The organism is Catenulispora yoronensis, from assembly GCF_039531695.1.
GTDB lineage: Bacteria > Actinomycetota > Actinomycetes > Streptomycetales > Catenulisporaceae > Catenulispora > Catenulispora yoronensis.
The window spans coordinates 15,046-36,169 of record NZ_BAAAQN010000090.1 but is presented as its reverse complement, the minus strand read 5'-3'; the positions used below and the strand labels follow the sequence as shown (position 1 = coordinate 36,169).

Annotated in this window: 19 protein-coding genes; 16 read left to right on the top strand and 3 right to left on the bottom strand. The window is 70.4% G+C overall.

Going from position 1 to position 21,124, the window contains the following annotated elements; all coding sequences use genetic code 11:
• Positions 1–843: 843 nt before the first annotated feature.
• Complete coding sequence (locus ABD481_RS43190; protein ID WP_425559413.1) at positions 844–1,746, bottom strand: RecB family exonuclease; 903 nt, start codon at positions 1,744–1,746, stop codon at positions 844–846.
• A 107-nt stretch (positions 1,747–1,853) separates the two neighbouring features.
• On the opposite strand from ABD481_RS43190, the gene ABD481_RS43185 reads away from it, so the two are divergent.
• The 7 genes from ABD481_RS43185 to ABD481_RS43155 all read left to right on the top strand — a co-directional run bounded on the left by ABD481_RS43185 (position 1,854) and on the right by ABD481_RS43155 (position 9,764).
• The gene (locus ABD481_RS43185) at positions 1,854–3,119 is read left to right on the top strand and encodes a site-2 protease family protein (RefSeq protein WP_344671728.1); all 1,266 of its coding nucleotides are present in this window, start codon (positions 1,854–1,856) and stop codon (positions 3,117–3,119) included.
• A 62-nt stretch (positions 3,120–3,181) separates the two neighbouring features.
• Positions 3,182–4,168 (top strand): tRNA (adenine-N1)-methyltransferase, encoded by a 987-nt coding sequence (locus ABD481_RS43180; protein ID WP_344671727.1) that lies wholly within the window; start codon positions 3,182–3,184, stop codon positions 4,166–4,168.
• A 256-nt stretch (positions 4,169–4,424) separates the two neighbouring features.
• Entirely contained in the window at positions 4,425–5,378 is a 954-nt protein-coding gene (locus ABD481_RS43175; protein ID WP_344671726.1) for a carbohydrate ABC transporter permease, read from the top strand.
• A 37-nt stretch (positions 5,379–5,415) separates the two neighbouring features.
• Positions 5,416–6,777, top strand: a complete 1,362-nt coding sequence (locus ABD481_RS43170; protein ID WP_344671725.1) for an extracellular solute-binding protein — start codon at positions 5,416–5,418, stop codon at positions 6,775–6,777.
• Positions 6,774–7,646 (top strand): carbohydrate ABC transporter permease, encoded by an 873-nt coding sequence (locus ABD481_RS43165; protein WP_344671724.1) that lies wholly within the window; start codon positions 6,774–6,776, stop codon positions 7,644–7,646. Before ABD481_RS43170 ends, ABD481_RS43165 begins: the two co-directional genes overlap by 4 nt.
• Positions 7,639–8,412, top strand: a complete 774-nt coding sequence (locus ABD481_RS43160; protein ID WP_344671723.1) for an HAD family hydrolase — start codon at positions 7,639–7,641, stop codon at positions 8,410–8,412. The genes ABD481_RS43165 and ABD481_RS43160 overlap by 8 nt, the downstream gene beginning before the upstream one ends.
• Positions 8,413–8,471: 59 nt before the next feature.
• The gene (locus ABD481_RS43155) at positions 8,472–9,764 is read left to right on the top strand and encodes an MBL fold metallo-hydrolase (RefSeq protein WP_344671722.1); all 1,293 of its coding nucleotides are present in this window, start codon (positions 8,472–8,474) and stop codon (positions 9,762–9,764) included.
• A 286-nt stretch (positions 9,765–10,050) separates the two neighbouring features.
• Here ABD481_RS43155 and ABD481_RS43150 read toward each other — a convergent pair whose 3' ends face one another.
• Positions 10,051–10,347: a ferredoxin gene (locus ABD481_RS43150; RefSeq protein WP_344671721.1), complete on the bottom strand. Its 297-nt coding sequence runs from the start codon at positions 10,345–10,347 to the stop codon at positions 10,051–10,053.
• Between the two features lie 316 nt (positions 10,348–10,663).
• Here ABD481_RS43150 and arc point away from each other — a divergent pair, with 316 nt between their 5' ends.
• The 9 genes from arc (at position 10,664) to ABD481_RS43105 (ending at position 20,441) form a co-directional block, all read left to right on the top strand.
• Positions 10,664–12,442: a proteasome ATPase gene (arc, locus tag ABD481_RS43145; protein ID WP_344671720.1), complete on the top strand. Its 1,779-nt coding sequence runs from the start codon at positions 10,664–10,666 to the stop codon at positions 12,440–12,442.
• A 319-nt stretch (positions 12,443–12,761) separates the two neighbouring features.
• Positions 12,762–14,273 (top strand): depupylase/deamidase Dop, encoded by a 1,512-nt coding sequence (gene dop / locus ABD481_RS43140; RefSeq protein ID WP_344671719.1) that lies wholly within the window; start codon positions 12,762–12,764, stop codon positions 14,271–14,273.
• A 170-nt stretch (positions 14,274–14,443) separates the two neighbouring features.
• Positions 14,444–14,653 (top strand): ubiquitin-like protein Pup, encoded by a 210-nt coding sequence (locus ABD481_RS43135; protein WP_344671718.1) that lies wholly within the window; start codon positions 14,444–14,446, stop codon positions 14,651–14,653.
• Between the two features lie 68 nt (positions 14,654–14,721).
• On the top strand, positions 14,722–15,570 hold the full coding sequence (gene prcB, locus ABD481_RS43130; protein ID WP_344671717.1) for a proteasome subunit beta: 849 nt from the start codon (positions 14,722–14,724) through the stop codon (positions 15,568–15,570).
• A 66-nt stretch (positions 15,571–15,636) separates the two neighbouring features.
• Positions 15,637–16,494 (top strand): proteasome subunit alpha, encoded by an 858-nt coding sequence (gene prcA / locus ABD481_RS43125; RefSeq protein WP_344671716.1) that lies wholly within the window; start codon positions 15,637–15,639, stop codon positions 16,492–16,494.
• A gap of 60 nt (positions 16,495–16,554) precedes the next feature.
• Entirely contained in the window at positions 16,555–17,916 is a 1,362-nt protein-coding gene (gene pafA, locus ABD481_RS43120; protein WP_344671715.1) for a Pup--protein ligase, read from the top strand.
• 268 nt (positions 17,917–18,184) lie between these two features.
• Entirely contained in the window at positions 18,185–19,219 is a 1,035-nt protein-coding gene (locus ABD481_RS43115) for an FKBP-type peptidyl-prolyl cis-trans isomerase (RefSeq protein ID WP_344671714.1), read from the top strand.
• A gap of 66 nt (positions 19,220–19,285) precedes the next feature.
• Complete coding sequence (locus tag ABD481_RS43110) at positions 19,286–19,660, top strand: FKBP-type peptidyl-prolyl cis-trans isomerase (protein ID WP_344671713.1); 375 nt, start codon at positions 19,286–19,288, stop codon at positions 19,658–19,660.
• Between the two features lie 151 nt (positions 19,661–19,811).
• Positions 19,812–20,441 (top strand): LysE family transporter, encoded by a 630-nt coding sequence (locus ABD481_RS43105; protein WP_344671712.1) that lies wholly within the window; start codon positions 19,812–19,814, stop codon positions 20,439–20,441.
• 15 nt (positions 20,442–20,456) lie between these two features.
• Here ABD481_RS43105 and ABD481_RS43100 read toward each other — a convergent pair whose 3' ends face one another.
• Positions 20,457–21,056 carry an anti-sigma factor gene (locus tag ABD481_RS43100; protein ID WP_344671711.1) on the bottom strand — a complete coding sequence of 200 codons (600 nt, stop codon included), beginning with the start codon at positions 21,054–21,056 and terminating at the stop codon, positions 20,457–20,459.
• Positions 21,057–21,124 lie beyond the last annotated feature (68 nt).

The window sequence follows — 21,124 nt, the reverse complement described above, 5'->3', positions numbered from 1 at the left end:
CGACTGCCTCCCACAGAATCGGACCGACCCCCCACCCCGAAACTGCCACAAACAACGAACCCCCACACGCCCCAAGCACACCTATTTCCCCAGCTCAAAGACCCCGTTCGGAAAGACAACAGGCACTTGGCTTTGGCCCTTGGCTCTTGGCCCTTGGCTCTTGGCCCTTGGCTTTGGCCCTTGGCCCTTGGCTTTGGCTCTTGGTCTCGGTTTTTGCTTTGGGTTTGGGTTTGGTTTTTGGTTTTTGGTTTGGGTTTTGGGGCTGAAGATCTAAGCCAAAAGCCAGTCAAAAACTGGGCAAAGCAGGCGCCTCCAGCGGGGGCCTCGGATCCCTCGGGGAACTGGCGCCAGTCCATAGGTCGGTACAGTCAGGGCCCTGCGCTGGCGGTTGGTGAGGTGGGGGTTCGTTCCCCTCGGTCCCGTCGGCAGCCCTACGGGTACAGCACCGCCGCCCGGGTATCAAGTCCATGCTGCTGCGGTGAGGGCTTTTGGGCTGCGGATGCGCTTGCATGAACTTGACACCCGGTCGGCGGCACTGTAGGCAAAGCCCTGCCGACGTGACCGAGGGGAACGAACCAAAACCCGGGCAGGGGACTGAAGGTCTCGGGGGCCGGGGTGGTGGCGTGGTTGGTTCGGCTGCCGGTTCAGGGTGAGGGTGGTGGAGTGGTGCCAGCGGCGGAGTGGCGGCCAGGTCGGCGGCGTCGATCCCGGCGGCGGAGCGGTGGCGGCGGTGGGGTGGCGCGGCGGAGCCGTGGCGGCGGTGGTGGCGGAGCGGTGGAGGCGATGGGTGGCGCGGCGGGCGGGCAGCGTGGTGAGGGTGAGGGTGCGGTGGTGCTTGGCGCGTCAGGCCTCTACCGGTTCGGCGGTCTTCGGGCGGGGGATGGTGTCGGTGGCTTCGGTCAGGGTGGTGGGGGGGGGGGGGGGGGGGGTGCCGCCGTGGGCGGGGCAGAGGGGTTTGTGGTCGCACCAGTCGCAGAGGCGGGAGGGGTTGGGGCGCCAGTGGCCTTGTTCGGCGGCGGAGCGGATGGCGGTCCAGAGGGCTGCTAGTTTGCGTTCGGTGGCGCGGAGGTCTTGTTCGTCGGGGTCGTAGGTGACGATTTGGCTGTTGCCGCCCAGGTAGATCAGTTGGAGGCGGCGGGGGATGGTGCCTCGGGTTTTCCAGAGGACCAGGGCGTAGAACTTCATTTGGAAGAGGGCTTTGCCTTCGTGGGCGGGGCCTGGGGCGCGGCCGGTTTTGTAGTCCACTACGCGGAGGGCGCCGTCGGGGGCTACGTCGAGGCGGTCGACGAAGCCGCGGAGGAGGAGGCCTTCGGGGGTGCGGGTGTGGACGAAGAGTTCGCGTTCGGCGGGTTCCAGGCGGTTGGGGTCTTCCAGGCGGAAGTAGCGTTCCAGGAGTTCCACGGCGCCGGCCAGCCAGGGTTCGTCGCCGCCGGCTTCTTCGGCCAGGGCTTTCAGGTCCGGGTCGTCGGTGACCATGCGGTCCCATTGGGGGGCGAGCAGTTGGGAGGCGGTGGTCGGGGTGCGGGTGCCGGTCGGGAGGTCGAACAGGCGTTCCAGGACGGCGTGGACCAGGGTGCCGCGGGTGGCGGCGGCGCTTTTGCGTTCCGGCAGTTTGTCGATGACGCGGAAGCGGAACAGGAGGGGGCAGGTCATGAAGTCCGAGGCCCGGGACGGCGACAGGGCCATCGGCAGGGTGGCCGGGCCCGTCGCAGGGTTCGTCGTCGGTGGGGTCTCGGGGGCGTCCATGGGCCATGACCTTACGCCCCGGTGCCGACACTTCGGGGAGTGCTATCGGGGGATGTCGGTGCCGGACGAGTGGTCTTGGTGGTTGGCCTGCGCATAGAGTCGAAGGTGTGGCGGACAACGAGGGCAGGTCGACGGGCGGGGAGCAGCCGCCCGAAAACGATGCGGGCAAGGCTCCGGTGGCCCCCGGACCTGGGATCCGCCTGGGGCGTCCGTTCGGGATCCCGATCTATGTCTCGCCGTCGTGGTTCGTGGTCGCGGCCTTCATCACGGTTCTGCTCGCGCCGCAGCACGGTGACGCCGGGGATCCGGCCAATGACTTCGGGAACGAGCTCGGTGGCTGGCGCTATGTGATGTCGCTGGCCTATGCGGTCTTTCTGTACGCGTCCGTCGTGGTGCACGAGCTGGCGCATTCCGCCGTCGCCAAGCGGTTGGGGCTGCCGGTGCGGCGGATCGTCATTCACTTTCTGGGCGGCGTGTCGGAGATCGAGCGGGAGGCCGATACCCCGGGCAAGGCCTTCTGGATCGCCTTTGTCGGGCCGTTGACGTCGGCGCTGCTGGCTGCTGTCGGTTTTGGTGTCTATCAGATCATTCCGCACGACGATACCGTCGGCCTTGGGCAGAAGGTGGTCGCCACCCTGGTCTTCGGTTTCTGGGCGTCGAATCTGCTGGTCGCTCTGTTCAACATGCTGCCGGGGCTGCCGCTGGACGGCGGGCAGGTGCTGCGGGCCGCGGTGTGGAAGGCCAGCGGGAAGCCGATGACCGGGACGACGGCCGCGGCCTGGTCCGGGCGCGGGCTGGCGGTGGTGGTGTTCGTGGTCATGAACCTGGTCTATGTCCGGGACGGCAATATCGATCCGTTCGGGCTGGGCCTGGCGGTGTTCATGGCGATGTTCATCTGGTTCGGCGCCACGCAGGCGCTGGTGGTGGCCAAGCTGCGGCAGCGGATTCCGGGGTTGTCGGCCCGGGCCATGACGCGGCGGGCGGTGAGTGTGGAGCCGCGGGTGCCGCTGGCCGAGGCGTTGCGGCGGGCGCACGAGGTGAACGCGCGGGGGATCGTGCTGGTGGACGGGGCCGGGCGGCCGACCGGGCTGGTGAACGAGGCGCAGGTGATCGCCACGCCGGAGCAGCGGCGGCCGTGGGTGGAGGTCGGGGACGTGGCGCGGCCGCTGGAGGCCGGGCTGATGGTCGGGGCGGACCTGACCGGTGAGGCGCTGCTGGACGTGCTGCGCGCGAACCCGGCGCCGGAGTACCTGGTGGTGGAGGCCGACGGCGGCATCGTCGGGGTGCTGGCGGCCTCGGACGTGCAGGCCGCGTTCCTGGGCCGGCCGCCGGGTCCGCCGCCGGCGCCGCGGCGGATGGCGCCCCAGCGCTGAGCCGCTTTCGGTCGGTTCCGGGACCGGTCGGGAGGCCGTGCGGCCGCCGGTAGGCTGGAGGGATGGACAGCACGCCCACCTCCACCGTTCCGACCGGCGCCGAACACCGCCGCGGCCTGTTCAAGGCCGGAGACCAGGTTCAGCTCACCGACGCCAAGGGCCGGATGAGCACCATCACCCTGCAGCAGGGCAAGCAGTACCACACGCACAAGGGGGCCTTCGATCACGACGAGCTGATCGGCTCCCCGGAGGGCGTGGTGGTGAAGACCACCGGCGGCAACGAGTACCTGGCGCTGCGGCCGCTGCTGTCGGACTTCGTGCTGTCGATGCCGCGCGGCGCGGCCGTGGTGTATCCGAAGGACGCCGGGCAGATCGTGCAGATGGCCGACATCTTCCCCGGGGCCCGCGTGGTCGAGGCCGGGGTCGGCTCCGGCGCGCTGACCTGTTCGCTGCTGCGCGCCGTCGGCGACACCGGCATGGTGCACTCCTACGAGCGCCGCGAGGAGTTCGCGGAGATCGCCGCCAAGAACGTGCGGTCCTTCTTCGGGGCCGAGCACCCGGCCTGGGAGCTGACCATCGGGGACCTGGCCGAGAAGCTGGCCGACGACGAGGTGGACCGGGTGGTGCTGGACATGCTGGCGCCCTGGGACTGCGTGGACGCGGTCGCCAAGGCGCTGGTGCCCGGCGGTGTGATCTGCTGCTACGTCGCGACCACGACGCAGCTGTCGCGGACGGTGGAGACGCTGCGCGCGCACGGCGCGTTCACCGAGCCGCAGCCGTGGGAGTCGATGGTGCGCGGCTGGCACGTGGAGGGGCTGGCGGTGCGGCCGGACCACCGGATGATCGGCCACACCGGGTTCCTGGTGACCGCGCGCCGGCTGGCCGACGGCGTCACCCCGCCTGTGCGCCGCCGCCGGCCGTCCAAGGGCGCCTACGCCGCGGACTATCTCGCCGAGGGCGCCTCGCCCGCCGACGGCACGGCGCCGGACCCCGAGTTCAACGAGGACGGCACCGTGACGTCGAGCGTCGCGCGCCGGGTGCTCCCGTAGCGAAGGCTCGGGCGGCCGGATCCGGGGGTGGGATCACCGCGGTGATCCCCGGGTCCGGCCGGGCGTTCCCAGGCGCGGACCGCCGTGCCGCACGGGTGTGGCCGCGCGGGCAGGGCGGAGTTGGACCAATCCTGCTGGGTTAGGGACTGGCCAACATTCCAGGACATCACAAGATCGCGAATATAAGAAGCCTTGTAGCGGACTGTTCATCAAAACGTCGCCGGAGCGTCATACGGGCCCGCGACAGTTTCACCCCGTGACCACCGCGACCGAGGCCCGACAGGCCGCCGCCGCGCCGTCCCGCCCCCGGCGGCGCGGTGCGGCCCGAGACTTCCGCGCCACCCGCTGGGGCTGGGCCTACTCGGCTCCGGCGGTGCTGGTGTTCCTGGCCTTCGTGATCGTCCCGACCGGGTACACGTTCTACGTCTCGCTGTGGAAGTGGAACGCGCTGAACCCGGCGCTGTCGAAGTTCAAGGGGCTGGGCAACTACCGCCGGCTGTGGGACTCCACCCAGCCGGCCTTCCTCAGCAGCCTGTGGCACTCGCTGTACTTCACCGGCGCGATGGTGCTCGGCGGCACCGCGCTCTCGCTGGCCCTGGCGCTGCTGTTGCAGCGCGGCGGGGCGCTGCTGAACGGCAGCCGGCTGGCGATCTTCCTGCCGCACGCCACGCCGGTGATCGCCACGTCGATGATCTGGACCTGGGTCTTCAACGCCAAGTTCGGCCTGGCCGACTGGGTCCTGCACAGCCTGCACCTGCCGACGTCGCAGTGGCTCCAGTCCTCGTCCTCGGCGATGCCGGCGGTCGTGGTCTACAGCCTGTGGCACGAGGTCGGCTTCACCACCGTGGTGTTCCTCGGCGGCCTGGCCATGCTCTCCGACGAGCTGTCCGAGGCCGCCCGGGCCGACGGCTGCTCGGCCTGGCAGGAGTTCTGGCACGTCACCTGGCACCAGCTCAAGCCGGTCACGGTGTTCGTCGTCGCCATCACCGCGATCACCAGCCTGCAGGCCTTCACGCAGTTCTACCAGCTGGCCAACGGCGGCCCCGCCTACGCCACCACGACCCTGAGCTACCTGGTGTACCAGGAGGCCTTCGTGTTCAGCGACACCGGCTACGGCGCGGCGCTGGCCGTGGTCCTGTTCGCCGTCACCGTCTTCTTCACCCTCGTCCGGCGGCGTACCGCCTCCGGCGAGTCGCACGCGCTCGTCTGAGAACCCCACCCCCTCGAACCGGGAGATCCGAACAACCATGCGTAAGCGCATATCCGCGGCCGCAGGCCTGGCTGCCCTCGCCCTGACCGCGACCGCCTGCGCCGGCGGCGGCACCTCCACTCCGAAGGCCGACGCCGGAGCCGGCACCAAGAGCGGCGGCACGAGCAGCAGCAGCGCCGGCGGCACCGAGCTCGCCGTCCCCACCGGCCCGGTCACCATCACCTTCGAGGAGGCGATGACGATCGGCACCCTGAAGCCGGCGATGGACAAGCTGGTCTCGGACTTCCAGGCCAAGTACCCGAACATCACGGTCAAGCTCCAGGGTGAGCCGGACTACGCGACCATGTACACCAAGGAGAAGGCCGAGGTGCAGGCCGGGAACGCCCCGACCATCGGCCAGGCCTACGAGAGCTGGGCCTCCTACTTCCAGTCCTCCGGCGTGCTGAGCCCGATCAGCGAGCTGGCCGGCACCGACTCCCCGGCCGCGATGTCCACGTTCTACAAGGGCATCCAGGACGACCTGAAGCTGCCGGACGGCAAGACCTGGATGTGGCCGTTCAACAAGAGCGTGCTGATCCTGTTCTACAACGCCGACCTGATGGCCAAGGACGGCCAGAGCGAACCCAAGACCTGGGACGACTACGCCTCCGTCATGAAGGCGGTGTCCAAGGACGGGGTCACCGGCTCCACCATCGACCCGGGGTCGGCCACCGCCGCGGCGTTCGGCACCCAGTGGTTCGAGATCCTGGCCCGGGCCAACGGCGCCGCGCTGTACGACAAGGACGGCACGCCGCACCTGAACGACCCGAACGTCGTCAAGGCCCTGCAGTACATGAAGGACCTGAAGGACGCCGGCGCGCTGGCCACCGGCAAGAACTACCCCGGCGAGACCGCGCTGGGTGCCCAGAAGGGCGTCTTCGACATCTCCTCGGCGGCCGGCTACGGCTTCGAGAACAAGACCGTCGGCGGCAAGTTCAAGCTGAACATCACCGCGCTGCCCGCGGGCCCGGCCGGCGCGGTCAACGAGCTGACCGGGACCAACATCGTGGTCTTCAAGTCCGCCAGCGCCGATCAGAAGGCCGCGGCCTGGGCGTTCCTGAAGTTCATCACCAGCCCCGAGGAGCAGGCCGGCTGGGCCGCCACCTCCGGCTACCTGCCGGTGACCAGCCAGGCGCTGAGCCAGCCGGCGCTCCAGGACTTCGTGGCCAAGAACCCCTACGAGACCGCCGCGGTCTCCGAGCTCGACACCGCGTTCGCGCTGCCCGGCTTCTCCTGGATCTTCAAGTGCCAGGGCTACGAGGCCACCGCGATCCAGGAGGCGCTGGAGAACGGCAAGCAGCCCTCGGACGCGCTGAACACCGCGCAGTCCGCCTGCGCGGCCGCGAAGGCGCAGGGGTGAGCAAGCCCCCCGCTTCCCGCGGCATGGCGGGCGCCAGCCGCGCCGGGCTCTACGCCCGGCGCGCGCTGGCCGTCTTCATCGGGGCCGCGTTCGTCTTCCCGTTCTACTGGACGGTCGTCATCTCGCTGGGGCGCCCCGGCGAGTTCAGCAATTTCCCGCCGGTGCTGGTGCCGCACTGGGACTGGTCGAACTGGTCCCGGGCCTGGCATTCGGCGCCCTGGTTGCGGTTGTTCGGGAACACGGTGCTGATCGCCTCCGGCACCGTGCTGCTGTGCCTGGTCACGTCGCTGCTGGCCGGGTTCGCCTTCGGCGTGCTGCGGTTCCCCGGCCGCAAGTTCCTGACCCTGCTGGTGCTCGCGGTCCTGATGATGCCCGGCACGGTCCTGATCATCCCGGACTACGTGCTGGCCAACGACCTGCACCTGCTGAACACGTACTGGATCCAGATCATCCCCTGGGGCGCCAGCGTGTTCGGGATCTTCCTGGTCCGCCAGTTCTTCCTGACCATGCCCGCGGAGATCCTCGACGCCGCGGCGCTGGACGGCGCCTCGCGGCTGCGGTTCCTGCGCTCGATCGGGGTGCCGATGGTGCGGCCGGCGCTGGTGATCATCGCCATCAACGTGTTCCTCGGCTCGTGGAACTCCTTCCTGTGGCCGGTGATCATGACCGACAGCAACATGGAGTCCTCCAGCACGGTGCAGCCGATCGAGGTCGGACTGTCGACGTTCGCCAACGCCGAGGGGACCGACTTCCCGGGCCTGGCCGCCGCCGTCACCTTCACCACGCTGCCGGTCATGGTGTTCTTCCTGCTGTTGCAGCGGCAGTTCATCCGCGGCGCGCTGTCGGCCGCCGGAGGTGTGCGTGGCTGAGCCGACGGCCGACCCGACGACTGCTGGAACGGCTGATCCGACGACACCGGACCGCAGGCCCCTGCTGGTCGTCGACTTCGACGGCACCGTCTACCGCGACGACGCGCCGGTCCGGTACTACGCCGAACAGGCCGCCGCGACGCTGCCGTCCGCGGCGCGCGCCCGGATGCTGGACGGCTTCGAGGCCTATCTGGCCGAGGGCGTGGCGGCCGCCGCCGGGGCCGCCGACGAGGACGAGGCCGCAGTGCTGCGCAGCGCGGTCGACGCCTGGGGCGCCGCGGCCGGGCTCGGGGTGCTGCGCGGCGTCGGGACCCCGGCGCTGGAGGACGCCTTCCTGGCGAGCCGGAAGTTCATGCTGACGCCGGAGTGCCCGGTGGTGGCGGTCCCGGCGCTGGTCGAGGCGTTCGAGGAGCTGCGCGGCCCGGTGCGGATCGTGCTGGCCACCAACAGCCCGGCCGGGGGCCTGGCGCCGCTGCTGGACCGGCTCGGCGTCACCGGCCTGTTCGACGGGGTGCTGTCCGGCGCGAACAAGCCCGCGGGCCTGCGGCGCTGGATCGCCGGGGAGCTGGCCCGGCGGCCGAGCGGGGAGCTGTTCTCGCTCGGCGACCACTATTTCAACGAGATCGAGCCGGCGATGGCGGTCGGCGCCCGCGCCGGCTACATCGATCGGTTCGGGCGGGCCGACGGCCCGGCGACGGTGACGGCCGAGGTCGTCGAAGCCGTCCTGCCGGGGATCTTCGCGTGGGCGCGCACGGTCGCCGCGTAGCGCCGGGCGATCCCCGGCGGGCGTAGGCACACATTCATAGGAAGAGAACACGTATATACATGGCAACAACCGTCGAGTTCTGGGGCGGGGTCGGCGTCATCGGCTCCAGCAAGGTCCTGATCACCGAGGGCGACCACCGCGTCCTGCTCGATTTCGGCCTCGACATCCCGCGCGGCACCGATCTGTTCCGCCCCCCGGTCGTCCCCCGCCCCCAGCACTACCTCGCCGACCGGCTGCGGGTCGGCGCGGCCCCGCGGCTGCCCGGCGTGTACGACCCGGCGATGCTCGGCCCCGGGGATCCGCTGGGCGCGGCCGGGCCGGCGACGGCGGTGTTCGTCTCGCACGCCCACATCGACCACTGCGGGCTGGTCGGCACGCTGCGGCCCGGGATCGAGGTGTACGGGGCCCCGGAGACCGTCGCGGTGATGGCGGCGCTGGCGGCGGCCGGGGACGGCCTGCCGGGCGGGGACCCGGGGTGGCGGCCGCTGGCGGAGCGGACGCCGACCGCGTTCGGGCCGCTGACGGTGGAGCGGATCACGGTCGACCACGACGTGCCCGGCGCGAGCGGCTACCTGGTGACGACCTCCGACGGCGTGCTCGCCTTCACCGGGGACATCCGGTTCCACGGGCGCGCGCCGGAGCGGGCGTGGCGGCTGGCCGAGCTGGCCGCGGGCTGTGAGATGTTCGTCACCGAGGGCACCGCGTTGGGGCTGCCGGTGTTCCCGGGGCCGGTGCGGACCGAGGACGACGTGGTGCGCGACTTCGCCGGAGCGCTCGAAGCCGCCGGGCGGGACCTGGTGCTGCTCGCGATGTACCCGCGCGACCTGGAGCGGGTCCGGGAGTTCGTCGAGGTGGCGGACGCGGCCGGGCGGCGGATCGTCTGGGGCGCGGCGGTCGCGGCGTTCCTGCGGGCCCTGGACGTCGAGTGCGTGGTGGCCTACGACGAGGTGGGGCTCGACGGGATCAAGGCCGACCCGGGCGCCTTCGTCTACCAGCCGGACCTGCGCGATCTGCGCGGCATCCCGGACCTGGCCGACCTGCCGGTCGGGGCCGGGACGGTGTGGCTGCACGCCAACGGCGAGCCGCTGGGGCCGTTCGAATCCCGGTGGGACCTGTTCGTGGAGTGGCTGGCCGCGCTGGCCATCCCGCTGCGCCGGATCGGCTCGTTCGGGCACGCGACCGCCGACGACCTGCACACCCTGGTGCACCGGGTCCGGCCGCGGACCGTGGTGCCGATCCACACCGACGCGCCGGAGCGGCTGCACCCGGTGGGCGGGCCGGCGCGGCTGCTGGCGGAGCCGGCCCGGGCCTACGACCTGGGCGGAAATCCGATCCGGAATCCAGGGGCATGATCTGGAACCCCGAGGGGGTGTGGAACGTCAATCAGCCGGGAGACGCGTCGCGAGAGCTTTGGGGTGGTCGCGTTCTTCCGCATCGGGTGTGGTGACGGGGATGAGCGGCGGCGGGAACTGGTGCCGGGCTGGGGCGGAACCGGTTTCCCGCCGTCGGGAGTCGACGGGGGGCGCGTGCGTGCGCCGCGCAGGCCCCCGCGCGGGCGGAGATCGGGCGGTGATCGGGCGGAGATCATGTACCCCGGGGGGCCCGGGAGTGAACCCGGCGCCCATTCTTAACACTTTTTTACTGTTCGTTCGCCCCGGGTCCGGCGATCTCCACCTCGTCGCTGCTCCGGCGCACGCGGATGCACTCGCCGGGGCAGTCCCGGGCCGAGTCGAGCACCGCCAGCACCAGGTCCGTCGGCACCGGGACCCGGGCTTCGGCGCCGGTCAGGAGTTCGTCGCCGGTTTTAACATAAGCGACACCGTCGATGTCGAGTTCGAACACGTCTGGCGCGTACTGTGCACAGATGCCGTCTCCGGTGCACAGATCGTGATCGATCCAGACCTCGAGCGCGTCCGTGTCGGTGGTGGCCGTCATGCTTCCAGACGGTATCAAGGGGCGCCGGAGAACGTTCTCCGGCGGTTATCCGTTGATCCACTGGCGGCCAGGTGCAAGGATCGGGGCCATAGCTCCGGACCGGCTCAACATAACCAGCCGAGTGAGGGGGAATCGTGATGACGACAGGCCTTGTTGTTCCTACGACCGACACCCGAGTTCCGGACCCGCGCGGTTGGACGCGCCCGGCCTCGGCGGCAAGTGCACAACATTCAGCGGTTTCAAGAACGCCTCCGCGGCGCAGGAAGGCAGCAAGGAAGTTCTTGATGATCGCAGCTTCCGGCGGGAGGTGAGGACCGTGCCAGCACACGACGACGACATCCGCGAGGGCAGTGGGCGCTCGGCGCGGGGTTCGGAGGACCTCGCTGCCCAGGTCACGTACCTGGAACAGGAGATCGCCGTCCTTCGGCGCAGACTCCGGGACTCGGCGGACGCCCCACGGGGCGGCCGGGCGGTGGAGGAGCGGATCAACGAGTTGCAGGCCACTGTGGCCGGGCTCACGAGCCAGAACGAACGCCTGGTGGCGACGCTGCGCGAAGCGCGCGACCAGATCGTGGCGTTGAAGGAGGAGATCGACCGGCTCGCGCAGCCGCCGAGCGGCTTCGGCGTGTTCCTGGAGGACGCCGGCGACGGCAACGCCGACATCTTCACCGGCGGCCGCAAGATGCGGGTGTCGGTCAGCCCCTCCATCGAGCCGGAGACCCTCCGGCCCGGCCAGGAGGTGATGCTGAACGAGGCGCTGAACATCGTCGCGGCCTTCGGCTTCGAGAGCGTCGGCGAGATCGTCAGCCTCAAGGAGATCCTGGAGGACGGCACCCGGGCCCTGGTGACCGGCCGGACCGACGAGGAGCACGTGGTCCGGCTGGCCGAGCCGCTGCTGGACGTGAAGCTGCGTCCGGGCGACGCGCTGCTGATGGAGCCGCGCAGCGGCTACGTGTACGAGCGCATCCCGAAGTCCGAGGTCGAGGACCTCGTGCTGGAGGAGGTGCCGGACATCTCCTACGAGGAGATCGGCGGCCTGGACGGGCAGATCGAGCTGATCCGGGACGCCGTCGAGCTCCCGTACCTGCACCCCGATCTGTTCAAGGAGCACCAGCTGCGGCCGCCCAAGGGTGTGCTGCTGTACGGCCCGCCCGGCTGCGGCAAGACCCTGATCGCCAAGGCGGTCGCGAACTCCCTGGCCAAGAAGGTCATGGAGGTGACCGGCTCGGAGAACGTCAAGAGCTTCTTCCTGAACATCAAGGGACCGGAGCTGCTGAACAAGTACGTCGGCGAGACCGAGCGGCACATCCGCCTGGTCTTCCAGCGGGCCCGGGAGAAGGCCAGCGAGGGCGTGCCGGTCATCGTGTTCTTCGACGAGATGGACTCGCTGTTCCGCACCCGCGGCAGCGGCATCAGCTCGGACGTGGAGAACACCATCGTCCCGCAGCTGCTCTCCGAGATCGACGGTGTCGAGGGCCTGCAGAACGTCATCGTGATCGGCGCCTCCAACCGCGAGGACATGATCGACCCCGCCATCCTGCGGCCGGGCCGGCTGGACGTGAAGATCAAGATCGAGCGCCCGGACGCCGAGGCGGCGAAGGACATCTTCAGCAAGTACGTCACGCCGGAGCTGCCGCTGCACGCCGACGACCTGGCCGAGCACAGCGGCGACCGGGGAGCCACGGTCACCGCGATGATCCAGGCCACGGTCGAGCGCATGTACAGCGAGATCGACGAGAACCGGTTCCTGGAGGTCACCTACGCCAACGGGGACAAGGAGGTCATGTACTTCCGGGACTTCAACAGCGGCGCGATGATCCAGAACATCGTCGACCGGGCGAAGAAGACCGCGATCAAGGACTTCCTGGACCACAAGCAGAAGGGCCTGCGGATCTCCCACCTGCTCGGCGCGTGCGTCGACGAGTTCAAGGAGAACGAGGACCTGCCGAACACCACCAACCCCGACGACTGGGCCCGGATCTCGGGCAAGAAGGGCGAGCGGATCGTGTTCATCCGCACGCTGGTCACCGGCAAGCGGGGCAGCGACACCGGGCGGTCGATCGACACGATCGCCAGCACGGGGCAGTACCTGTAGGCCCCGGGCCGCACAGGGAACACCTCGCAGCACCGTTCTCGGGAGCCGTCACCGCGGCTTCCGGGGACGGTGCTGTCCGTTGCGGGCCCGTTCCCGGCTCGTTCCCGGGCCCGTTCCCGCCCCGATCCCGGCCGGGGCGGTCCGCCCGGCGCCGGCGCGGCTGCGCAGCGTGACTGGTCAACACTGCTCCGTGGCGCCACGCGCGTCGCCCGCATCACGATTCGATGATCACCCTCCGGGTACACAGAGCACGTGGCACCCCCAGAAACCGTGCACAAGGCACTGCCACAGGTCAGTCCAGCGGAATAAGGTGGCCGGTATGAGCGTGTGGCGAATCATGGGCACCGAGACCGAATACGGCATCTCCGTGCCGGGGAACCCCGGTGCCAACGCGATGCTGATCTCTTCCCAGATCGTCAACTCCTACGCCGCGGCGATGCATCGGGCCCGGCGGGCGCGCTGGGACTTCGAGGAGGAGAACCCGCTGCGCGACGCGCGGGGTTTCGACCTGGCCCGGGACATCGCCGACGCCAGCCAGCTCACCGACGAGGACGCGGGCCTGGCCAACGTCATCCTGACCAACGGCGCGCGGCTCTACGTGGACCACGCGCACCCCGAGTACTCCTCGCCGGAGGTCACCAATCCCCGGGACGCGGTGGTCTGGGACAAGGCCGGCGAGTGGATCATGGCCGAGGCCTCGCGCCGGGCCGCGGAGATCCCGGGCACCGCGCCGATCAACCTGTACAAGAACAACACCGACAACAAGGGCGCCTCCTACGGCTCGCACGAGAACTACCTCATGCAGCGCAGCACGCCCTTCGCCGACATCGTCCGGAACCTGACACCGTTCTTCGTCTCCCGGCAGGTGGTGTGCGGCGCCGGCCGGGTCGGGGTCGGCCAGGACGGGCGCGGCCAGGGCTTCCAGATCTCCCAGCGCGCCGACTTCTTCGAGGTCGAGGTCGGGCTGGAGACCACGCTCAAGCGGCCGATCATCAACACCCGGGACGAGCCGCACGCCGATCCGGAGCGCTACCGGCGGCTGCACGTCATCATCGGCGACGCCAACCTGGCCGAGATCTCCATCTACCTGAAGATGGGGACCACCGCGCTGGTCCTGGCCATGATCGAGGAGCGCTTCATGTCCACCGACCTGTCGGTGGACCAGCCGGTGCGGACCCTGCACCAGGTCAGCCACGACCCGACGCTGCGGCAGCTGGTCACGCTGCGCACCGGGCGCAAGCTCACCGCGGTGCAGCTCCAGATGGAGTACTGCGAGCAGGCCCGCAAGTTCGTGGAGGACCGCTACGGCTCCGACGTCGACGACGTCACCAAGGACGTGCTGGAGCGCTGGGAATCGGTGCTGACCCGGCTGGAATCCGATCCGATGACGCTGTCCCGGGAACTGGACTGGGTCGCCAAGTACGAGATTCTCCTGGGCTATCGCAAACGCGACGGCCTGGACTGGGATTCCTCGCGATTGCAGCTGGTCGACCTGCAGTATTCCGACGTCCGGCCGGAGAAGGGCCTTTATCAGCGGCTCGCCGCCCGCGGCCGGTTCGAGCGGATCACCACCGACGCCGAGGTCCGGCGCGCGGTGGACCATCCGCCGGAGGACACCCGGGCCTATTTCCGCGGCCGTTGTCTGGACAAGTACGCCGACTCGGTGGCGGCCGCCTCCTGGGACTCGGTGATCTTCGACGTGCCGGGCCGGGAGTCGCTGCAGCGGGTGCCGACCCTGGAGCCGACCCGGGGAACCAAGCAGCACGTCCAAGCGTTGATCGATCGGAGCCGCACGGCCGAGGACTTGGTCCGCGCTCTGACCGAGGGCTGAGACACAGCGTTCCATATACTGGATCAGCGCCGTATCGGTGCTGGTCCAGTAACTTTCAACGGATGTAGTTTTTCGGGTCGCCGATCGCGAGTGGAATACCTCCGTTCGGGGGAAGTTGAAGCTAGAGTGAGGAAGATCGGCAACCTGCCGAGGAGTGGGAGAGGGCTGAGATGGCAGCGGACGAACGCGGCGGCCAGCAGCACGCCAACCGCGACAAGCAAGAGGTCGAGGAGACCGAGACCGAGGCGAGCAGCGACCTGAAGGAGCGGCAGGAGAAGCTCTCCGAGGACGTGGACTCGATGCTGGACGAGATCGACGAGGTGCTGGAGGCCAACTCCGAGGACTTCGTCCGGGGCTTCGTCCAGAAGGGTGGCCAGTGACCTTCGCGATCACATAGGGTCGCGTTCATCAAGGTTTCTACCGAGCCTTATAGAAGGGGATTGCTGAAGTGGAATCCAACGCGGACTGGGGCACTCGGGGCGGTCTGCCGCAGGCGTTCCTCACGCCGGGCATCTCCTCTTTCAGCGAGTTCCTGAAGGGATTCGCCCCCGAATACCTGCCCAACGGGCGCACCCTGCCGGCCGGGTCCACCGTGGAGGCGCCGCACGGCACCACCATCGTCGCCCTGACCTTCCCCGGCGGGGTGCTGGTGGCCGGCGACCGCCGGGCCACCATGGGCAACTTCATCGCGCAGCGGGACATCGAGAAGGTCTTCCCCGGGGACGAGTTCTCCGCGGTCGGCATCGCCGGGACCGCCGGCATGGCGGTGGAGATGGTCCGGCTGTTCCAGCTGGAGCTGGAGCACTACGAGAAGATCGAGGGCGTCACGCTCTCCACCAAGGGCAAGGCCAACCGGCTGGCCACGATGATCCGGGGCAACCTGGGGCTGGCCATGCAGGGCCTGGCCGTGGTGCCGCTGTTCGCCGGCTACGAGGCCGAGTCCGGGCAGGGGCGCATCTTCAGCTACGACGTCACCGGCGGCATGTACGAGGAGCACGACTTCTACTCGGTCGGCTCCGGCTCGATGTTCGCCCGCGGCGCGCTCAAGAAGCTCTACCGTCCGGACTTCGACGCCGAGGAAGCCGCGGTCGCGGCCGTCCAGGCGCTCTACGACGCCGCCGACGACGACTCGGCCACCGGCGGCCCCGACCTGTACCGCAAGATCTACCCCGTCGTCGCGGCGGTCACCGAGGACGGCTACCGGCGGCTGCCGGACGAGGAGCTCGCCGCGCTCGTCGAGGGCGTCGTCGACGCCCGGCGCGCCGCTCCCGACGGGCCGCGCGCACCCCTGCGGTAACTTCGGACCCGTATCCGACAGCTCCCATCGTCTCTTGCAGGTTCCGGTCCCAGTCAGGAGTGACCCGTGACGACGCCGTTCTACGTCTCGCCCGAGCAGATCATGAAGGACCGGGCGGAGTATGCCCGCAAGGGCATCTCCCGCGGCCGGTCCGTCGCCGTCATCTTCTACGACAAGGGCATCCTGTTCGTCGGGGAGAACCCGTCGCGGGCCCTGCACAAGATCTCCGAGATCTACGACCGCATCGCCTTCGCCGCGGCCGGCCGCTACAACGAGTACGAGCAGCTGCGCATCGCCGGCGTCCGGCACGCGGACATGCGCGGCTATGTCTACGACCGCCGGGACGTCACCGGCCGGGCCCTGGCCAACACCTACGCCCAGGCGCTGGGCACGATGTTCAGCGAGGGCTCGGGCAAGCCGTACGAGGTGGAGCTGGCGGTCGCCGAGGTCGGCGACGGGGCCGCCGACGACCAGGGCTACCGGGTCACCTTCGACGGCCAGGTCACCGACATCCGCGGGTTCCAGGTGCTGGGCGGGGCCGCCGACGCGGTCACCTCGGTGCTGGAGTCCTCCTTCGAGGAGCACGCCAGCCTGGAGACGGTGCTCAACGCCGCCGTGGACGCGCTGGGCCGGGACGGCACCGAGCCGCGCACCCTGGCCCCCAACCAGCTGGAGGTCGCGGTCCTGGACCGGACCCGGCCCCAGGTGCGCAAGTTCCGGCGGATCACCGGGCCGGCGCTGGCCCGGCTGCTCGGCCGGGACGGCGAGGAGGACGGCGGCGCCGGCGAGGACGGCGCCCAGGGCGACGCCGAGTCCGCCGAGTCCGCCCGGCCCACCCAGGCCGTCGAGACCGCTCTCGGCGACGGCGAGGTGCTCGGCGCGGTGGACGACCTCCTCGACGACGAGGACTCCTCGGAGTCCTGAACACATGCGGTAGCCGAACAACGACGCTTCAGGTCTTACGCGCGGCATAAGGTGGTCAACATGGACCGGCGGATCTTCGGGCTCGAAAACGAATACGGCGTCACCTGCACGTTCCGCGGACAGCGCCGCCTGTCCCCGGACGAGGTCGCCCGCTACCTGTTCCGCCGCGTCGTGTCCTGGGGACGCTCCAGCAACGTCTTCCTGCGCAACGGCGCGCGGCTCTACCTCGACGTCGGGTCGCACCCGGAGTACGCCACTCCGGAGTGCGACTCGGTGCGCGAGCTGATCGTCCACGACAAGGCCGGCGAGCGGATCCTGGAGGGGCTGCTGGCCGACGCCGAGCGGCGCCTGCACGAGGAGGGTATCGCCGGGGACGTCTACCTGTTCAAGAACAACACCGACTCGGCCGGCAACTCCTACGGCTGCCACGAGAACTACCTGGTGGGCCGGCACGGCGAGTTCTCCCGGCTGGCCGACGTGCTGATCCCGTTCCTGGTCACCCGGCAGCTGATCTGCGGGGCCGGCAAGGTGCTGGCCACCCCGCGCGGCGCGGTGTACTGCGTCTCGCAGCGCGCCGAGCACATCTGGGAGGGCGTCTCCAGCGCCACCACCCGCTCCCGTCCGATCATCAACACCCGGGACGAGCCGCACGCCGACGCCGAGAAGTACCGGCGGCTGCACGTGATCGTCGGCGACTCCAACATGTCCGAGACCACCATGCTGCTCAAGGTCGGGGCCACCGACCTGGTGCTGCGGATGATCGAGGCCGGCACCACGCTGCGGGACATGACCCTGGAGAACCCGATCCGGGCGATCCGCGAGGTCAGCCACGACATGACCGGCCAGAAGAAGGTGCGCCTGGCCAACGGCCGCGAGATGAGCGCGCTGGAGATCCAGGAGGAGTACTTCACCAAGGCCCGGGACTTCGCCGAGAAGCGCGGCCTGCGCACCGGGGCTGTGGACCGGATCCTGGACCTGTGGGAGCGCACCCTGACCGCGGTCTCCACCGGCGACCTGGACCTGATCTCCCGGGAGATCGACTGGGTGATCAAGTACCGGCTGATCGAGCGCTACCGGGCCAAGCACAACCTGGCGATGTCCGCGCCCCGGGTGGCGCAGCTGGACCTGGCCTACCACGACATCTCCCGCAACCGCGGGCTGTACTACCTGCTGGAGAAGCGCGGCATGGTCGAGCGCACCGCCACCGACCTGGAGGTCTTCCAGGCCAAGTCGGTGCCGCCGCAGACCACCCGGGCCCGGCTGCGCGGGGAGTTCATCAAGCGGGCGCAGGAGCAGCGACGGGACTTCACCGTGGACTGGGTCCACCTGAAGCTCAACGACCAGGCGCAGCGCACCGTGCTGTGCAAGGACCCGTTCCGCTCGGTCGACGAGCGGGTGGAGAAGCTCATCTCCTCCATGTAGCCCGGCGCGGGCTACGGCGCGCCGGCCGGCGGGCGAACCGGCAGGTGAACCAGCGTGCGAACCGGCATGGCGGCCGGGTTCCCGGCCGGTGAGGATCCGGTGCCGGGACGGCCGCGCCGGCGGGCTCCCGGCTCCGGTCGGGGGCCCGCCGCGCTAGGGTGGTGCGGTCCCTGGGATGTGTGGTCGTCGTCGACGGCGCCGACATGCTCCCGACGCCCGCCGGACCCGCCTCACCGCCTCCGGCTCCCGCGCCTTTGCGAGGTTTCCCGTGCGCCGTTCCGTGGCCATCCGCCGGACCCAGTTCGCCGTCGCCGCCCTGTCGGCCGGCCTGGTGCTGCTGACCGGCTGCTCGTCCAGCAAGTCCGCGCCGAAATCGACCGGGGCCACCACGCCGGCCGGGGCGGCCAGCAGCACCGGGGCCGCGGCCTCGTCCTCGTCCTCCGCCTCGCCCGGCTCCGACGCCTTCGGGCAGAAGGCGAACATCCAGGTCCCGGCCGGCAAGCCGGACGGCAAGCTGGGCGTGAAGGTCAAGATCGAGGGCGACGGCCCGGCGGTGGCCGACGGCAGCGTGGTGGTGCTCCAGTACACCGCCAAGCTCTGGCGCGACGGCAGCGACCTGGGCAGCAGCTACGACCAGGGCGGCAAGGCGGCGGTCGAGGTCGAGGGCCAGAAGCAGATGCTGGCCGGCTGGGAGCAGGGCCTGAAGGGCCAGAAGGCCGGCAGCCGGGTGGAGCTCGTGGTGCCGCCGGCCCTGGCCTTCGGCGACAAGGGCACGCAGGCCGGCAGCGTCACCATCAAGGCCGACGACACCCTGCTGTTCGACCTGGACATCATCGGCGTGTACCCGGCGGTCACCGCCGACATCGCCACCGGGCCGAACGCGCTGACCGACCCGAACCTGCCGACCGTGGGCACCGAGGTCGGCACCGCCGACCCGAAGGTGACCGTCCCGGCCGGCAAGACCGCGCCGACCGCCGGCGTCTACAAGCCGGTGATCGTCGGCAAGGGCGCGCCGGTGAAGAAGGGCCAGACCCTGGTCGTGCAGTACGAGGGCCTGGTGTGGCGCACCGGCCAGGTCTTCGACTCCTCCTTCAGCAAGGGCAAGTCGCTGTTCGCCACCCGGATCGGCGTCGGCGACGTGGTCGCCGGCTGGGACGAGGGCCTGGTCGGCCAGACCGTCGGCTCCCGGGTGCTGCTGGTGGTGCCGCCGGACAAGGGCTACGGCGCCCAGGGCCAGCCGGACGCCGGCATCCAGGGCACCGACACGATGGTCTTCGTCGTGGACATCCTGGACGCCCGCTGAGCGCGGGAGACGCCCTGATAGCGTAACGAGAGGACCATCCCCGACAAGAACGGGAACAGCTATCCCATGAGTCTTGACAAGCCCGAGATCGACTTCCCGGACTTCCCGGTGCCCGACGACCTGGTGATCGAGGACATCACCGTCGGCGACGGCGCCGAGGCCAAGTCCGGTCAGCAGGTGACCGTGCACTACGCCGGCGTGTCCTACTCCACCGGCGAGGAGTTCGACGCCTCGTGGAACCGGGGCCAGCCCTTCGCGTTCCCGCTGGGCGGCGGCCGGGTCATCGCCGGCTGGGACCGCGGCGTGGCCGGCATGAAGGTCGGCGGCCGGCGCAAGCTGGTCATCCCGCCGCACCTGGCCTACGGCGACCGCAGCCCGAGCCCGCTGATCAAGCCGGGCGAGACGCTGATCTTCGTGGTGGACCTGCTCGACGTGCGCTGAGTCGCTCCCGCCGCGACGGGCGCCCCCGGACCCCCGGGGCGGCCGTCGGCGTTCGCGGTACCTGCCACGGTTCTGCGTGGTCCTGCCCTGGTCGTGCCCTGGTGCTGTCGCGGGTCCGCCGCAGTGCCGGGTCCCGTGGCAGGATCTTTCCATGCCTGTCGCCTCATTCGCCGCGCTGCTGACCGTGTGGACCCTGGCGCTGCTCATCCCCGGCCCGGACTTCCTGGCCGTCTCCCACGCCTCGGTGGCCCGCTCGCGCCGGGACGCGGTGTTCGTCGGCCTGGGCGTGGCCGCGGCGATGGCGGTCTGGGCCACCACCAGCCTGGTCGGGCTGACCGTGCTGCTGGTGAAGTGCCAGCCGCTGTTCCAGGCCGTGCGGCTGGCCGGCGCGGCCTACCTGGCCTGGCTGGCGTTCCAGCTGCTGCGCTCGGCGGCGCGCCGGACCGCGCCCGGCGCCGCGGCGGGTGGCACCGCGCTCAAGGCGCGCGGCGCGGCGGCGGCGTTCCGCGCCGGATTCCTGTGCAACATCGGCAACCCGAAGGCCGCGGTGTTCTTCTCCAGCGTGTTCGCCGCGCTGCTGCCGCCGCACGTGGACTGGGAGTTCCGGCTGGCGATCGGGATCGCGATCCCGGCCATCGGCGCGGCCTGGTACGCGATGGTGGCCTGCCTGTTCTCGGCCAAGCGGATCGCCGCCGGATACGCGCGTGCCCGGCGGGTCGTGGATGCCATCACCGGCACCGTGTTCGCCGCGCTCGCCGGCGAGCTGGTGGTCGTGGAGTAGACAGCCGGCGCCGGATCAGCCCAGCGGCAGCGTCGCGAGCGCCGGCGTGGTCGGGTGGTCGGCCCCGGACGACTCCAGGGTGACCTCCAGCTGCGTGCCGGCCGGTACCGACGGCAGCAGCACCAGGTCGTTGTGCGCGTGGTCGAAGCGGGACGAGCCCGCGGAACGGGCCGCGCCCGAGGCGTCGCGGTACCAGAACGCGTACGTGTGCCCGCCCGCCGGGGTGTGCATCCCGTGCTCGACGAGCGCGGCCCGGTGCAGCGTGGGGGAGTAGTACGCGGTCAGCGCCCCGCCGCCCTTGGCGGGCTGGCGCACCGACTGGACGTCCGCGGCGGACAGCACCTGGGCGACGTCGCGGCCCAGGTTCTCCGCCGCGGCCTGCCGGTCGTGCACGCGGATGGTGGTCCACGCGAACGCCGCGGCCGCCGCGCCGAAGACGATGCAGGTCAGCCAGAGCACGTGGTAGGCGCGGTTCTGCCGCTCGGCGAACGCCCGCCAGCGGGCCGCGCGGGTCACCGCTTCCTCGACCGCCTCCAGGGGCTCGTGCTCGGCCGCCTCGGCCACCGCCGCCGCCTCGGCGGCCAGCGCCTGCTCCTGCTGCTTGTCCTCGACCAAGGAACGCCCCTCTCCGGAACCCCGTCACTATGTGTTCAACACATTGTGCTGATAACCGGGATCCGTGC

Coding starts and splice junctions, on each gene's coding strand:
- ABD481_RS43190 (WP_425559413.1), bottom strand. CDS start 1,746: ATGGACGCCCCCGAGACCCCACCGACGACGAACCCTGCGACGGGCCCG.
- ABD481_RS43180 (WP_344671727.1), top strand. CDS start 3,182: ATGGACAGCACGCCCACCTCCACCGTTCCGACCGGCGCCGAACACCGC.
- ABD481_RS43170 (WP_344671725.1), top strand. CDS start 5,416: ATGCGTAAGCGCATATCCGCGGCCGCAGGCCTGGCTGCCCTCGCCCTG.
- ABD481_RS43155 (WP_344671722.1), top strand. CDS start 8,472: ATGGCAACAACCGTCGAGTTCTGGGGCGGGGTCGGCGTCATCGGCTCC.
- ABD481_RS43150 (WP_344671721.1), bottom strand. CDS start 10,347: ATGACGGCCACCACCGACACGGACGCGCTCGAGGTCTGGATCGATCAC.
- dop (WP_344671719.1), top strand. CDS start 12,762: ATGAGCGTGTGGCGAATCATGGGCACCGAGACCGAATACGGCATCTCC.
- ABD481_RS43135 (WP_344671718.1), top strand. CDS start 14,444: ATGGCAGCGGACGAACGCGGCGGCCAGCAGCACGCCAACCGCGACAAG.
- pafA (WP_344671715.1), top strand. CDS start 16,555: ATGGACCGGCGGATCTTCGGGCTCGAAAACGAATACGGCGTCACCTGC.
- ABD481_RS43110 (WP_344671713.1), top strand. CDS start 19,286: ATGAGTCTTGACAAGCCCGAGATCGACTTCCCGGACTTCCCGGTGCCC.
- ABD481_RS43105 (WP_344671712.1), top strand. CDS start 19,812: ATGCCTGTCGCCTCATTCGCCGCGCTGCTGACCGTGTGGACCCTGGCG.